The following is a 14,769-nucleotide window of genomic DNA, read 5'->3' as shown; positions in this document are numbered from 1 at the left end:
CCGCCACGCCTGGATAGGCTCGACGGGTGTGTGCAGCTGAGCGCCCGATCGACCCGGCCGGTACCGGATGGCCCGCCCGTCTCCACGTGGTGACCGGCAAGGGCGGCACCGGTAAGACCAGCGTGGCGGCGGCGCTGGCCCTGGCGCTCGCCGCCGGTGGCCGGCGCACCCTGCTGGTCGAGGTCGAGGGGCGGCAGGGCATCGCCCAACTGTTCGGCATCGACCCGCTGCCCTACGAGGAACGGCACCTCGCCGACGCGCCGGACGGCGGTGAGGTGCGCGCGCTCGCGGTGGACGCCGAGGAGGCGCTGCTCGAGTACCTGGACATGTTCTACAAACTGGGCGCGGCGGGCCGGGCACTGCGCAAGCTGGGTGCCATCGACTTCGCCACCACCATCGCCCCCGGCCTGCGGGACGTCCTGCTCACCGGCAAGGTGAAGGAGGCCACCACCCGCACCACCGGGCAGCGGCGCGCGTACGACGCTGTGGTGCTGGACGCCCCGCCGACCGGGCGGATCGGCCGGTTCCTCAACGTGACTGCGGAGACCGCCCGGCTGGCCAAGGTGGGCCCGATCAAGACCCAGAGCGAGGGGGTCGCCGCGTTGCTGCGGTCCCCGATGACCGCTGTGCACGTGGTGACGCTGCTGGAGGAGATGCCGATCCAGGAGACGGTGGACGCGATCGCCGACCTGACCGCCCTCGGCTTCGGCGTCGGGAAGGTGCTCGTCAACGGGGTCCGAGCCCCGCTGCCCGCCGGACCGGCGGTCACCGCCGCTGAGTTGGAGCGCGGGCTGGTCGCGGCCGGGCTGCCGGCCGATCGGGACATCGTGGCCGGGTTGCACGACGAGGCACGTGACCAGCTCATCCGGCGCGAACTGGAGGATTCGCTCCGCGCCGACCTGGTGGAGTTGGGGCTGCCGATGATCGAGCTGCCGTTGCTGCCCGACGGGGTGGACCGGGCGGGGCTCTCGGCGCTGGCCCAGGCCCTCGTTCGCGCCGAATGACTCACACCTGAGCGCAGCACGGGCGCGCGGACCCACCGGCCCGATACGCTCGATTGGTGCCTTCCGAAGACGCGGCGCCGCAGCTGGACGTCGACCAGATCCTCGCCGACCCAGGCGTGCGGATCGTCGTGTGCTGCGGTGCCGGCGGAGTGGGAAAGACGACCACGGCCGCGGCGCTGGCGCTGCGAGCCGCCGAGCACCACGGTCGGCGAACTGTGGTGCTCACCATCGACCCGGCCCGCCGGCTGGCCCAGTCGCTGGGCCTGACCGAGCTGGACAACACGCCTCGCCAGGTCAAGGGCATCGACGTCGAGAGCAGCGGCGGCGAGTTGCACGCCATGATGCTGGACATGAAGCGCACCTTCGACGACGTGGTGTTGCAGCACACCGACCCGACGAAGGCCGCGGAGATCTTCGCGAACCCGTTCTACCAGGCGATGAGCTCGACCTTCGCCGGCACACAGGAATACATGGCGATGGAGAAGCTGGGTCAGCTGCATGCCCGGGGCGAGTGGGACCTGATCGTGGTGGACACGCCACCGTCCCGCTCGGCACTGGACTTCCTGGACGCGCCGGCTCGACTCTCCCGTTTCCTCGACGGCCGGATGCTGCGACTGCTGCTGGCCCCGGCGCGCAGTGGCGGCCGGAGCATGTTCAGCCTGGTAACGGCCTCGTTCGGGATGTTCTCGAAGGTGGTGCAGAAGGTGCTCGGCGCGCAACTGCTCACCGACCTGTCCGGCTTCGTGGCGGCACTGGACTCGATGTTCGGTGGTTTCCGGCAGCGCGCCGAGCAGACGTACCGCATCCTGCAGGCGCGGGAGACGGCCTTCCTGCTGGTCGCGACGCCGGAGCCGGACGCGGTCCGGGAGGCCGCCTACTTCGCGGGCCGGCTGCGGGACGAGCGGATGCCGCTGGCCGGCCTGGTGCTCAACCGGGTGCACCGCCCGGCGGTTCCGGAGCTGGACGCCGAGCAGAGCCGGGTCGCCGCCGAGCGGCTGACCGAGCTGGGTGGGCATGAGGCCACCGCCGACGTGCTGCGGGCGCACGCAACGCTGGCCCGCCAGGCGGTACGCGAGCAGCAGGTCGCCGCGCGCTTCACCGAGGCGTTCCCGGCCGTGCCGGCGGTTTCGGTTACGGCGCAGCCCGCCGACGTGCACGACGTCGACGGGCTACGGACGATCGGCGCGGCGATCAGCCGGCAGTGACCGGCGTCAGTTGGCCGCGCTGACGAGAATCTTGTCCTTGCCAGCCTTGTCCTTGCTGTTCTTCTTCATCGCGGCCTCGAACATCTTGCGCCAGCTCGTCACCTGCGGGTGGCGACGCAGGAGCGCCCGCCGTTCGCGTTCGGTCATGCCGCCCCACACACCGAACTCGATCCGGTTGTCCAGCGCGTCGGCCAGGCACTCGTACCGAACTGGGCAGCTCCGGCAGATCCGCTTCGCCACGTTCTGTTCGGCGCCCTGTACGAACAACGCGTCCGGGTCCCCGTTCTGACATGCCGCCTGCGACGGCCAGTCAGTGATCATGCCCATGTGTACACGTCCCCCCTTGCAGTACCTACCGACCTCGTCGATGCACGCCAGCCGGCAATTCCCCCCGATCGCCCGGCCTGCCTTCCCCAAGGCGGCGCGGACGACATGTGGCGCTGTCGCCGCCCCCATCATGCTCTGTAGTCGACTGATTACGCAACGTTGTCGACGAAATCCATCATTCCGGACACTCCCGGCTTCCCGGGCCTTCGACCGCCGGTTACCCCGCCGAGCTCGGCGATAACGCTGCGCCGCCTCACCAAATCGGAGGAGACTCACGCCGGGTCACACGCAACCAAGTACCGGGGGTCGTGCGTTTAGCACAACGAGGGCAGCGCGCGCAGGAAATGGGGAAAGAACGCCCCAGCGCCCCTCGTTCCCTACTCGCGTACCCTGTCGAGGTGACCTGGATGCGGAAACGTGACCACAATGTGCTGACCAACGCCGCATCGCTACTCGTGTGTGGCCTGCTGGCCGGCGTGGTGGTCGCTGCGGCGGCCTTCCCCGCGGTAGCGATGTCCGGCTTGGCCGCGAAGGCCGGCGCCGAGACATTCGGTGCCCTGCCCACGGAGCTGACGGTGGCCCGCGCGCCACAGATCAGCTACCTGCTGGCATCGGACGGCAAGACACCGCTCGCGACGATGTACGACGAGAACCGACGGGACGTGAAGCTCGCCGACATCTCGGTGCCCATGCAGAAGGCCATCATCGCGGCCGAGGACCATGACTTCTACAAGCACAACGGCGTCGACATCAACGGTGTCGCCCGCGCGTTCGTCAACAACCAGAGCGAAGGCTCCGGCCGGCAGGGCGCCTCGACGCTGACCATGCAGTACGTCCGGCTGGCCATCGCCTACTCGGCCACCCACCCGGCCGACGTCGTCGCGGCGACCGAGGACACCAGCGCCCGCAAGCTCCGCGAGATGCGGCTGGCCCTCCAGGTCGACAAGGAATTCTCCAAGGACGAGATCCTCACCCGCTACCTCAACCTCGCCTCGTTCGGTAACGGCGCGTACGGCATCTACGCCGCCAGCCAGGTCTACTTCGGTAAGCCGCCGAGCAAGCTGAAGATCGAGGAAGCGGCGTTGCTGGCCGGCATGGTCAAGGCGCCGACGACGAACGACCCGACCACCGAGGCCGGTTACCCGCTCGCCAAGGACCGTCGCGACTACGTCATCCAGAACATGGTCGACATCAAGGCCATCACCCAGCAGGAGGCGGACGCCGCCAAGGCGACCAAGCTGGTGGTGAAGGACAAGCGCACCCCGAACGGCTGCGTCGCCGCCAACGTCAACGAGTGGGGCTTCTTCTGCGACTACTTCTACCGCTGGTGGATGGAGCAGGAGACGTTCGGCAAGACCACGTACGACCGGGAGCGCCGGCTGAAGAGCGGCGGATACACCGTCGTGACCTCGATCGACGTCCAGGCGCAGCGCGGCGCGGACAAGGCGGTCCGTAAGGCCAAGAGCATCAACAGCAAGGAAGCGGCAATGGTCGCCGTGGTCGAGCCGGGCACCGGCCGGGTGCGGGCGCTCGCGGTCAACCGGCAGTTCAAGCTCGACGACCCGAAGAACCCGAAGAACAAGCTCTCCAGCGATCCCGCGAAGAGCAAGAAGAAGATCCGGGGCAACTACCCGGCGACGGTCAACCCGCTGCTCACCGGCGGCAACGGCATCACCGGCTACCAGGCCGGCTCGACCTTCAAGATCTTCAGCATCGTCGCCGCGCTGGAGAAGGGCATCCCGCTCGGCTACACGATGAACGCGCCGCAGCAGTTCAAGTCGGAATACATCATCGACAGCAGCAGCCCGGCGGCCTGCAAGGGCACCCACTTCTACTGCCCGACCAACTCCGGCCTCAAGGCCGGCGGTGTACAGAACATGTGGAGCGCCTTCAGCGCGTCGATCAACACCTACTTCGTCCCGCTTCAGCAGCAGGTCGGCGCGGAGAACGTGGTCGACGCCGCCCGGAGGGCCGGCATCCAGTTCCGGGCGAGCAACGACGCCAAGTTCGCCGCGACCAAGGAAGCCGCCCACCAGTGGGGCGCCTTCACCCTGGGTGTCTCCTCCACCACGCCGCTCGACCTGGCCAACGCGTACGCGACCCTCGCGGCGGACGGCAAGTACTGCGAGCCGATCCCGGTGCAGGAGATCCGGGACCCGGAGGGCAACAAGCTGGACATCGCCAACCCGCGCTGTGAGAAGCGGTTCAGCACCGAGGTGGCCCGCGCCGCCGTGGATGCCGCCCGCTGCCCGGTCGGCGACAACTCCAGCACCAGCAGGTGCGGTGGCAGCCGCACGGCCGGCGTCGTGAAGAGCATCGTCGACGCGCCGGTGGCCGGTAAGTCCGGCACCACCGACTCGGAGAAGACGGCCGCCCTGGTCGCCATGACCAAGCAGTACTCGGTGGCCGGCATCATGGCCGACCCGGACTGGCCGCAGACCAACGTCAAGATGAAGCACGCCCAGAAGGACGGCATCAACCCGCCGGTGTACGAGACGCTGCGGGATGCCATGAAGGGCAAACCGCGGATCAAGTTCGAGCCGCCGGGCCAGAAGATCTCCGAGGGTGACCAGCGCAGCATCCCCAACGTGAAGTGCGTTTCGGTGGACACCGCGAAGTCCCGGCTCAAGGGCGCCGGCTTCGAGCCCGTCGTCTCCAGCGCCAAGGTGCCGTCCTCCTGCAAGGCGGGCGAGGCGGCCGGCACCAGCCCGGACGGACGCACCATCAAGGGTGGCGTGGTCACCATCCAGGTCAGCAGCGGCGGCGGTACGCCGGGCAACACCAACGGCACTCCGGGCGGCCAACCCGGCAACCAACCCGGACGACCCGGCAACGGCCGTCCGAACGGCTGAGCCGACCGGTAGGACACAACGGGCGGGCACCCTCCTCGGGTGCCCGCCCGTTTCGTCTGTCCGGGACCAGCGAGCGGCAGCGCAACGTCCTGCGCGCCGCTGACCCGCTGAGTCAGAGACCGAGCTGTCGGCGTACCTCGGCGGCCACCCGGCCACCCTCGGCCTGGCCCGCCACCGCAGCCTGGGCCGCCTTCATCGCCGGGCCCATCTGGGCCTTGCCGGTGAAGCCGCCCGCGGCGAGCGCCCCCGACACCAGCTCGGTCAGCTCGGCGTCCGAGAGCTGCTTGGGCAGGTAGCGGTCCAGCACCTCACCCTCGGCGCTCTCCTTCGCGGCCTGCTCGGCGCGGCCGGCGTCGGCGAAGGCGGTCGCCGCCTCCCGACGCTTCTTGGCTTCCTTGGTCAGCACCGCGAGCACCTCGTCATCGGTGAGCTCGCGCTTGGCCTTGCCGGCGACCTCGGCGGTGCCAACGGCGGCCAGGGCCATCCGCAGCGTGGAGGTGGTCAGCTCGTCGCGCGCCTTGAGCGCGGAACGCATGTCGGCAGTGAGGCGGTCCTTCAGCGTGCTCATGGACGGTCAAACTACCCTGAACGCCATGCGAAAGCGCACACTATTCCGGCTCGCCGCCGGAACCGCCACGATCGGCGCGGCCACCCTCGCGTACGCGTCGCTCGTCGAGCGCAACATGTTCACCCTGCGGCGGTACGACGTGCCGGTGCTCCCGGCCGACGCGGAGCCGCTGCGCGTGCTGCACCTGTCGGACCTGCACATGATGCCCGACCAGGCGCGCAAGCAGCGTTGGGTGGCGTCGCTGGCCGCCCTCGACCCCGACCTGGTGGTGGTGACCGGCGACAACATGGCGCACCCGGGCGCGGTGCCCGGGGTGCTGCGGGCCCTGCAACCGCTGCTGGACTACCCGGGCGCGTTCGTGTTCGGCTCCAACGACTACACCGGGCCGGTGCTGAAGAACCCCTTCACCTACTTCCTGCCCGACCGGGAGTACACCGAAGGCGTCGAGCTGCCCTACGAGGAGCTGCGTCAGGTCTTCACCGGCGCCGGCTGGGCGGACCTCAACAACGCCCGGACCACGCTGAAGGCTGGCGGCCGACAACTCGACCTGGTCGGCGTGGACGACCCGCACATTGACCGGGACGACTACCCGTCAGTGGCCGGCGCGGTGTCGTCCTCGGCGGACCTATCCATCGCGCTGACGCACTCACCCGAACCACGGGTGCTCGACCAGATGGCGGCGGACGGCTTCGGGCTGCTGCTGGCAGGGCACACCCACGGTGGTCAGGTCTGCGTACCGGGCTTCGGGGCGCTGGTGACCAACTGTGGCCTGCCCCGCTCGATGGCGCGCGGTCTGCACCGGTGGCCGGGCTCGGACTCCTGGCTGCACGTCTCCGCCGGCCTCGGCACCCACCCGACCGCCCCGGTCCGCTTCGCCTGCCCCCCGGAGGCCAGCATCCTCACCCTCATCCCCCGCTGACCGCCACCCCGCCGCCGCTCCGCTTCAAGATCCGGGCAGCATCAGGGATGTTGCTGCCTCGGCCCGTCGTGAGGCAGCAACATCCCGGCAGTTGTGCGGATCTTGGCTACCCCGGGCGGGGCCGGGGCGGCGGGGGTACCGAGTTTGACCATCCGGGCGGGTGGGCTACTATTTGTCGGCACGCCTCGGGGTGTGGCGCAGCTTGGTAGCGCGCTTCGTTCGGGACGAAGAGGTCGTCGGTTCGAATCCGGCCACCCCGACCAGAGGTAAAAGGCCAGGTGAGATCTTCTCTCACCTGGCCTTTTTGTCTGCCCCGGCAAGCCCTGTCGACCGATTCCCGTGCGACGGCTGCGTGGCTAGCGTCCGCCTGTATGACCCACCCTCAGACGCCTGCGCCGTGGATCCCGCCCGACGGCCTGGCAGGGACGCCCCTTGCGACCCCGCAGGCCGGCCGCGCCACCCCCGTCTCCTTTCTGGCCGTGTACGTGTTGGCGGGCCTGGCGACGGTGTGTTGGGCGGGAGCGGCGTACAGCGCCCGGCTGATCTTCCTTGGCCGGGACATGGTCGAGGGTCTGCTGAGCTTCATCGGACTGCTGGGTCTCGCCGCAGGTGAAGTGTTCGCGTTGCTGTTCACCATCACGGCTGCTTTCGAGTTGCGCGGGCGCAACTCGCCTCGTGCGGCCCTGGCGGCCGGTCTGGTCGCGGTCACCGGGGTGGTCGCGACGATCGTGTTCCTGATCTGGGTTTAGGCCGGCCGGCTCGACTGGTAACCGGCTCTCGCCTTCAACCTTCTGGCCCTCGACGGAGTCGTGAGGGGTAACCAATCGAGGCGGGGGCTCATGGCAGTTGACGACGAGCATTTTCGAGAGTTCGTCGAGACGCGCTACGTGGATCTGTTGCGCGTGGCGTACCACCTCACCGGCTCGACCCAGGATGCAGAGGATCTGGTGCAGGCCGCGCTGGTGAAGGTGATGCGTCGGTGGCGGCGGGTCGACGATCCGATGGCCTACCTGCGGCGAGTCATGATCAACCAGCACATCAGCGTCTGGCGCCGCCACCGGATGCACGAGGTGCTGACGTTCTTCTTCCCCGAGCGGCCCACCCGGGACATGACCGAGACGGTTGCCGAACGGCGCGCTCTCTACGAGGCGATGCAGGAGCTGACACCTCGTACCCGTGCGGTGATCGTGCTCCGGTACGTGGTCGATCTGCCGGAGGCGGAGGTAGCGGCCACTCTCGGCTGCTCGGTCGGGTCGGTCAAGAGCCGCGCATCACGAGGATTGGCTCGCCTGCGTCTGGCGCTGGCGGCTGATCCAGCACCGACCGGGACGACGAAGATGACGGGGGTAGCACAATGACGGTCGACGATGAGCTGAGCCGAGCCCTGGCCGAATTGAGCAGCACACTGACCCCGCAGCCAGACCCGTACGGCCGAGCGAGGGCGCGATACCGACGGAGCCGGCAGCGACGCCTCGGCGGCCTGGTTCTGGTCCTCGCGGTCTCCGTGGGAAGCACGGCCTTCGCCCTCGCCAGCCCGGGCCGGACGACGCAGCCACTGCCGGCCGACCCGACCGAGTCCGTCGCACCCGTGATGGCGTGGTCGGACCGACTCCTCCAGTCGCCTCCGCGCGGCGCCGTCGCCGGGGACAGCGACTACGTACGTCAGCTCTCTGAACAGTTGTTGGCCGCCCAACGCCGAGGAGAGTTCTCCCGCCTGACGGTGCCGGTGAGCGGGGTGAAAGTCCTCTTCGCCGACGACGTGGACGGCCAGCGGGTCGCGCTCGCCGCCTTCGTCCGTAACCAGCCCGATCCGGGCACCGGCTGGCCGAGCGCCGCGGTGTGGCTGGTCGCCGACAAAGGTGCCAGCGCCCAGGAACTGGCCAGCACCGCCGCCGTCCGGGGAGTCAGCGACGCTCTGGAACCCTACGAGAGCCTGGCCGTGGATGGTCCGCAAGCGGCACACGTGGCGATCGCCCCGGCCGGATGTGTCTTACTCAGCTCACCGTTGCCCGACGGCAACACCTTCCGGTGGGTGCCGGAGCCGACCGGGTCCTACTTGATCCGTACGGCGCGCACCCAGCGGCCCGAGTGGTGGCGAGTCGACTGCGGCGGGGTGACTCGCCAGATAACGCCCGGGCCGGGTTCGTTGGCCTCCACGCCGATCACCGACGCTCAGCTCGCGACGGCAATGTCCCGCGTACGCGGCAGTGTCGAGCAGCAACGTGCCCGGGATCTGGTGTACCAGTGCGCCCAGTCGGAGGGTTACCGCCTGACCGCCCTTCCGAGCGTGGTGTGGGGCGGGCACGTTGCTGGCCTGCCTACCTGGCTGACCGACGAGTCGTCCAACGCTGGAGAGCCGTCGGTGGAGGACGGCCAGGTGACGGTCCTGGCTGCTCCCACTGTGGGCGGCGACTGGATCGGTGAGGTGTCGATCGCCCCCGATCAGCCACGGTCCGACGGCGTGCTCGGCACCGGCACCTCCTTCACCACGACGGCCGACCCGACCGATCCCGCCAGCGTGCTGGCCGTGCCCATCGGCGTTGAAACCGGCGGTAGCGAGGGTCAGCAGCTCCTGCTCGTGGTGACGCCGGCAGCCGCCACCACGGCGCGTGTCCTGCGCGACGGGCAGGAGGTGGCGCGGAGCGCCGTCAGCGGATCCGGGACGGCCATGCAGGTGCCCCGTCCCACCGCGGGCCTCGTCGTGGAGGCGCTCGACGGGTCCGGCCGGACAATTGCCAGCGGTCAGGTGGCGAAGCAGGGTGCACAGCGGACAACCGAAACCAACACCTGGAACCAGGACTGACAGCGCCCGCCGACCCGGTGACGCCTAGCTGACACCCCCGACCCGCCTTCAGCTGCCAATATAGGTGTTTCTACCGATCCCCTCGGGTGCTGCCAGCCCTAACGTCAGCGGCACATCACACCGTCCGAGGGAGACCACCGATGACCATCGCACCCGATCTCATCGCCGTGAAGGCACGCCAGCAGGTGACGTGGGCCAGCGGTGACTACGGCGCTGTCGCCGCGCTCATCCACCCGATCTCCGAACTTCTGGTGACCGCCGCCGACCTGTCGGCCGGTGCCCGCGTACTCGACGTGGCGACCGGGTCCGGCAACGCCGCCATCGCCGCCGCCCGCTGCGGCTGCGTCGTGACCGGCGTCGACTACGTACCCGAACTCTTGGGACGGGGCCAGGCCCGCGCCACAGCGGAACGACTCCCGGTCACGTTCGTGACCGGCGACGCGGAGCGCCTGGCGTACGCCGACGGGTCCTTCGACGCGGTCCTCTCCGTCGTCGGCGTGATGTTCGCGCCGGACCAGGAGCGGGCGGCGTCCGAACTGGTCCGGGTCTGCCGGCCCGGCGGCACGGTGGCGCTGGCGTCGTGGACGCCGCAGGGCTTCATCGGCGACCTGTTCCGCACTGTGGGGCGGCATGTGCCGCCGCCAGCGGGGCTGCGCCCGCCGGTCGAGTGGGGCGACGAGGGCCGGGTCCGCGAACTGCTCGGTGCGGGAGTGGGTGAACTGCGGGCGGTACGCCGGGAGTTCGTCTTCCGCTTCGGCACCCCGGAGGAGTTCGCCGACTTCTTCCGGGCCAACTACGGGCCGACGTTGAAGGCGTTCGAGGCGCTGCCCGAGGAACGACGACCGGACCTGTACGCCGATCTGGTGGAGCTGGTTCGCGCGCACAACCGCGCAACCGACGCGACGGTCCGCGTCCCGGCGGAGTACCTGGAGGTCGTGGCGCGGCGGACCCCCGACCCGGCCTGACGCACGTCCGCGCCACGCTGTTTCGAGGTGGCGCGGGCCGGTCAGTCCTGCGCTCGAACTCAGTCCTGTCGCTCGGTGCGCTCGATCTCCGCGAACGCGGCGGCCAGGTAGTCGTCCAACGGCACACTGGTCGCCGCCAACAGGTCGGCCACCAGTAGCGGGGCGTGTCGGGCCAGAGCCGCCGCGTCCGGCGGTGACTCGTCGCCCTCGGGGTCGTACACCCCCAACGCGCCGGCCAGCAGGACGAGCACCACGTGCGGGTCGACGTCCGTTCGCCAGCGCGTCGACTCCTGTACGCAGTGGGTCAACACCTGGCGGATGTCGTCGCCGGTCAGCCCGTCCGGGTGGCTCTCCTCCAGCAGCAACCGGACCACCGCGCCGAGCACCAGGCCGGACCGCTCGTCCGCGGCGAGACCGCCGACCGCCTCGTCGTACGCCTGACCGTCGCGGGCCTGGGCGGCAACGACGGCCGCCGTGGCGGTCACCGCGATGGCGCGGGCGGTAGCGGGCAGATGTCGCCAGGTGCCGGTCATCGAGCCAGCATCGCAGACCCGGCGGACACCGACCGCCCGTGATCACGGCGAGTGGATCAACGTGGGATTGGTCACCTGACGGTCCCGGTGACCGCGAGGCGTGGCCAAAAGGGTTCGCGCGGCGTCAGACCCACCGAACAGAATGCCGGCATGCTGCGTCGTGCCCTGCCCCGCCGTTCGGAAGCTCGCCGGATCCTCCTCGGCACCCTGCTGTCGGCGATCGGGCGGGGCCTGACCCTGCCGTTCCTGTTCATCTACCTGACCGACGTGCGCGGGCTTACCGACACCCGCGCCGGGCTCGTCATCGGCTGGTACGGCGTGGTCACCCTGGCCCTGTCGCCGCTGGGCGGGACGCTAATCGACCGGATCGGCGCCCGTCGGGTGGTGGTGCCCTGCCTGGTGATCGAGGCGATCGGCACCGGTTCGCTCGCGCTTGTCCACTCCACCGGCTCGGCTCTGCTGGTGATGACGGTGATCGCCATCGGCAGCTCGGCGATCTGGTCCGGGCAGAACACCATCCTCGCGTCGTTGACCGACGACGATGAGCGGCAACGTGTCTTCGGGTTGAACTTCGCCCTGCTCAACCTCGGCATCGGCATTGGTGGCATGACCTCCGGCGCGATCGTCGACACCACCCGGCCCGGCACCTTCCAGACGATCTACCTGCTGGACGCGGTGACCTACCTGATGCCGGCGCTGATCCTGCTCACCCTTCCCGGGGTGGGTCACCGACTCGGCAAACGCCGGGGCGTCGACGAGCCGTCAGCCGGCGGCTACCTGACGGTGCTCCGTGACCGCCCGTTCCGCCGGCTGGTGATCTTCGGGCTGATCCTCACCACCTGCGGGTACGCGCAGGTGGAGGTGGGCTTCGCCGCGTACGCGGTGCGGGTGGCCGAGGTGAACCCCCGGGTCGTGGCCTGGGCGCTGGCGGCCAACACCGTGATGATCGTGCTCGCACAACTGCTGGTGATCCGCCGGATCGAGGGCCGCAGCCGCACCCGGGCACTGGCAGTGGTCGGGGCGGTGTTCGCCATCGCCTGGCTGGTCCTCGGCGCAGCCGGCCTGGTCAGCGGCGAGAACGCCGTGCTGGCCGCCCTGTGCGTGGTGCTCTGCTCGGCGATCTTCGGCTTCGGCGAGACGATGCTGTCCCCGGTGATGCCCGCACTGACCAACGCGCTGGCCACCGACGAGCTGCGCGGCCGGTACAACGCGATGAGTTCGATGATCTTCGGAATCAGCGGTGTGATCGGCCCGGTGACCGCCGGCCCACTCATCGGCGCCGCCAACGGCATGGTCTGGGTGGCGACAGTGGTCGGCGGCTGCCTGGTCGCCTCGCTGGTAGCGCTCTCCCTGCGCCGACTGCTCACCACCGAGCAGGACGGCCTCGTGACGACCGCCCCGGCGTCCCCCGCCCCCGCGCCCACCCCGGCCTGACCCCGCACCCCGCACCCCGCACCCCGCACCCCGGACCAAGATCCGAGCAACTTCCCGGATGTTGCTGCCTCAGGCGCGCGGGAGGCAGCAACACCCCCGATGTTGCTGCCTTCTCGATGGTGCGCGGGTCTTGATCTCGCTGGGCACCAAGATCGCGCTCGATCCTGGATGTAGTGGCATCGCGGCGCCCTCGACACCACTACATCCATGTTCGAGCGTGACCTTGCCGGGCGGGGGCGGGGCGACGCGCGGGCAAGCGCGGGGCGGCGCGAGGCAAGCGCGAGGCAAGCGCGGGGCGGCGCGCGGGCAAGCGCGAGGCGCGGCGGTGTCGGGGGACGGGTCGGGCCCCGGAGCTGGTGCTCCGGGGCCCGGTGATCGCGGGGTCGGCCGTCAGGCGGCGGGGACCTCGGCGGTGGTGCGGATCCGGTCCAGCGTCGGCGCGGAGACCGGCGACTGGGCGGTCAGGTAGTCCACGAAGGCGTCCAGGTCGATCTGGCCGGTGACCAGGTTCGTCCCGCCGGTGAGGGCGCTGAAGCCGTCACCGCCGCCGGCCAGGAAGTTGTTCACCGTCACCCGGTAGGTGGCGGCGGTGTCGACGGCGGTGCCGCCGAGGGTGAGGCTGCCCCGGACCACGCGGGTGCCCGCGCACGGGTCGGCGACCGTACCGGTGGTGCCGTTCGGGTCGACCACGTAGCCCACCGTGGCCGACGGGTACAGGGTCCGGCCAGTGACGAACTGCTGCTCCAGGACGCAGTAGAGCTGCGCGCCGGTCAGGTCCAGTGTCACCAGGTTGTTGGCGAACGGCTGGACCGTGAACGCCTCCTCGTAGGTGACCGGGCCGGCGTCGAGGTCGGCCCGGACCCCGCCCGGGTTCATGAAGGCGGCGACGGCGTTCTGTTCGTCGTCGGTGGCGGCGAGTTGCGCGTCGGCGATCAGGTTGCCCAGTGGCGATTCGCCCAGACTCGTACCGAAGAGGGTTTCCTGGCTTCGGCTGATCGCCTGGCTGGTCACGCCGACCTGGCGGCCGGCGACCGGGCCGAGCACCGTCTTGTACCGGTTGATCAGCGCGGTCTGCTTCGGGTCCTTGGCGACGTCGCGGGTGACCACGACGTTGTTCGCGGCGGCGGAGATCACGTCCCCGCTCCGACGGTCGATCTTGAGGTCGATGTCGGTGACCAGGCGACCGAACGAGCTGGCACTGGTGACCAGCTTGCCGTTGATGTCGCAGTTGTACGCCTGGTGGGTGTGCCCGCTGACCACCACGTCGATCGACGGGTCCATCCGGTTGGTGATGTCCACGATGGGCCCGGTCATGCCGACGCAGTCGTTGATGCCGCCGGTCGACGCCTGGGCGCCGCCCTCGTGCAGCAGCACGACGATCGTCTCCACGCCCTTGCGGCGCAGCTCACGGGCGTACCGGTTGGCGGTGTCCGCCTCGTCGGCGAAGCTGAGGCCGGCGACGCCCTCCTGGCTGACGATCTGCGGGGTGCCCTCCAGGGTCATCCCGATGAAGCCGACCTTGACGCCCTGCACCTTGTGGATCGCGTACGGCGCCATCAGCGGCTTGCCGGTGGCGGTCTTGAAGGCGTTCGCGGACAGGTACTGGAAGCCGGCCCCCCGGTACGGGGTGCCGTCGATGCAGCCGTCCACCGGGTGGCAGCCGCCGTTCTGGATCCGCAGCAGCTCGGCGGCACCTTCGTCGAACTCGTGGTTGCCGACGCTGGCGTAGTCCAGCCCGGCCATGCTCAGCGCCTCGATGGTCGGCTCGTCGTGGAACGCGGCGGAGAGCAGCGGGGACGCGCCGATCAGGTCACCGGCGGCGACGGTGATGGTGTTCTTCTTCTTGGCCGCGGCACGCAGCTCGGCAAGGTGGGTGGCCAGGAACTCGACGCCACCCGCGGTCTGCCCGGCGATGGTGCCGCTGGACCCGGTCGGCGGTTCGAGGTTGCCGTGGAAGTCGTTGAGGGCGAGCAGGGTGACGTCGACCGGCTTCGGCCCGGCGTCGGCCTGCTCAGGGCTGGTGGCGACCGCGCCGAAAGCGGCCACCGCGAGCGCGGTCAGGCCAACGGCGGCCCGACGCATCCCGGGTATGAACATGGATCTCCTTGTGAGAATCGGCGCGTACGGTGCCCCGGCCTCTGGGTCGACCGGGGCCTCCG

The 14,769-nt window shown here is 70.0% G+C and carries 13 protein-coding genes and 1 tRNA gene; 10 read left to right on the top strand and 4 right to left on the bottom strand.

Annotated elements, in window-relative coordinates:
• The first annotated feature begins 26 nt into the window (after positions 1-26).
• Together OH804_RS29465 and OH804_RS29460 are read left to right on the top strand one after the other, a co-directional pair.
• Positions 27-1,004 (top strand): ArsA-related P-loop ATPase, encoded by a 978-nt coding sequence (locus OH804_RS29465; protein WP_406060850.1) that lies wholly within the window; start codon positions 27-29, stop codon positions 1,002-1,004.
• A 53-nt stretch (positions 1,005-1,057) separates the two neighbouring features.
• Positions 1,058-2,209, top strand: coding sequence for an ArsA-related P-loop ATPase (locus OH804_RS29460; RefSeq protein ID WP_196920151.1), 1,152 nt, complete (start codon positions 1,058-1,060; stop codon positions 2,207-2,209).
• A gap of 6 nt (positions 2,210-2,215) precedes the next feature.
• On the opposite strand, the gene OH804_RS29455 is transcribed toward OH804_RS29460, so the two are convergent.
• On the bottom strand, positions 2,216-2,536 hold the full coding sequence (locus OH804_RS29455) for a WhiB family transcriptional regulator (protein WP_030489908.1): 321 nt from the start codon (positions 2,534-2,536) through the stop codon (positions 2,216-2,218).
• Between the two features lie 407 nt (positions 2,537-2,943).
• On the opposite strand from OH804_RS29455, the gene OH804_RS29450 reads away from it, so the two are divergent.
• Positions 2,944-5,388: a penicillin-binding protein gene (locus OH804_RS29450; RefSeq protein ID WP_406060848.1), complete on the top strand. Its 2,445-nt coding sequence runs from the start codon at positions 2,944-2,946 to the stop codon at positions 5,386-5,388.
• Between the two features lie 112 nt (positions 5,389-5,500).
• On the opposite strand, the gene OH804_RS29445 is transcribed toward OH804_RS29450, so the two are convergent.
• Complete coding sequence (locus OH804_RS29445; RefSeq protein WP_030328082.1) at positions 5,501-5,956, bottom strand: GatB/YqeY domain-containing protein; 456 nt, start codon at positions 5,954-5,956, stop codon at positions 5,501-5,503.
• Between the two features lie 25 nt (positions 5,957-5,981).
• Between OH804_RS29445 and OH804_RS29440 the strand changes: the two genes are divergently transcribed.
• The 6 genes from OH804_RS29440 (at position 5,982) to OH804_RS29415 (ending at position 10,643) form a co-directional block, all read left to right on the top strand.
• Positions 5,982-6,875 carry a metallophosphoesterase gene (locus tag OH804_RS29440; protein ID WP_196920153.1) on the top strand — a complete coding sequence of 298 codons (894 nt, stop codon included), beginning with the start codon at positions 5,982-5,984 and terminating at the stop codon, positions 6,873-6,875.
• Between the two features lie 186 nt (positions 6,876-7,061).
• Positions 7,062-7,138: transfer RNA gene (locus OH804_RS29435), tRNA-Pro, on the top strand.
• Between the two features lie 108 nt (positions 7,139-7,246).
• The gene (locus OH804_RS29430; RefSeq protein WP_406060845.1) at positions 7,247-7,624 is read left to right on the top strand and encodes a hypothetical protein; all 378 of its coding nucleotides are present in this window, start codon (positions 7,247-7,249) and stop codon (positions 7,622-7,624) included.
• A gap of 90 nt (positions 7,625-7,714) precedes the next feature.
• On the top strand, positions 7,715-8,233 hold the full coding sequence (locus tag OH804_RS29425) for a SigE family RNA polymerase sigma factor (RefSeq protein ID WP_406060843.1): 519 nt from the start codon (positions 7,715-7,717) through the stop codon (positions 8,231-8,233).
• Positions 8,230-9,678: a hypothetical protein gene (locus OH804_RS29420; RefSeq protein ID WP_406060841.1), complete on the top strand. Its 1,449-nt coding sequence runs from the start codon at positions 8,230-8,232 to the stop codon at positions 9,676-9,678. The genes OH804_RS29425 and OH804_RS29420 overlap by 4 nt, the downstream gene beginning before the upstream one ends.
• 140 nt (positions 9,679-9,818) lie before the next feature.
• Positions 9,819-10,643 carry a class I SAM-dependent methyltransferase gene (locus OH804_RS29415; protein WP_406060839.1) on the top strand — a complete coding sequence of 275 codons (825 nt, stop codon included), beginning with the start codon at positions 9,819-9,821 and terminating at the stop codon, positions 10,641-10,643.
• 59 nt (positions 10,644-10,702) lie between these two features.
• Here OH804_RS29415 and OH804_RS29410 read toward each other — a convergent pair whose 3' ends face one another.
• On the bottom strand, positions 10,703-11,176 hold the full coding sequence (locus tag OH804_RS29410) for a hypothetical protein (RefSeq protein WP_406060837.1): 474 nt from the start codon (positions 11,174-11,176) through the stop codon (positions 10,703-10,705).
• 150 nt (positions 11,177-11,326) lie between these two features.
• On the opposite strand from OH804_RS29410, the gene OH804_RS29405 reads away from it, so the two are divergent.
• Complete coding sequence (locus OH804_RS29405) at positions 11,327-12,610, top strand: MFS transporter (RefSeq protein ID WP_406060835.1); 1,284 nt, start codon at positions 11,327-11,329, stop codon at positions 12,608-12,610.
• 390 nt (positions 12,611-13,000) lie between these two features.
• Here OH804_RS29405 and OH804_RS29400 read toward each other — a convergent pair whose 3' ends face one another.
• Positions 13,001-14,707 (bottom strand): bifunctional metallophosphatase/5'-nucleotidase, encoded by a 1,707-nt coding sequence (locus tag OH804_RS29400; protein ID WP_406060833.1) that lies wholly within the window; start codon positions 14,705-14,707, stop codon positions 13,001-13,003.
• Positions 14,708-14,769: the final 62 nt, after the last annotated feature.

The sequence above is a fragment of the Micromonospora sp. NBC_00860 genome (genome assembly GCF_045207375.1).
GTDB lineage: Bacteria > Actinomycetota > Actinomycetes > Mycobacteriales > Micromonosporaceae > Micromonospora > Micromonospora vinacea.
Note: the sequence above shows the minus strand (reverse complement) of the source record. Positions and strands in the feature narration are given on the sequence as shown.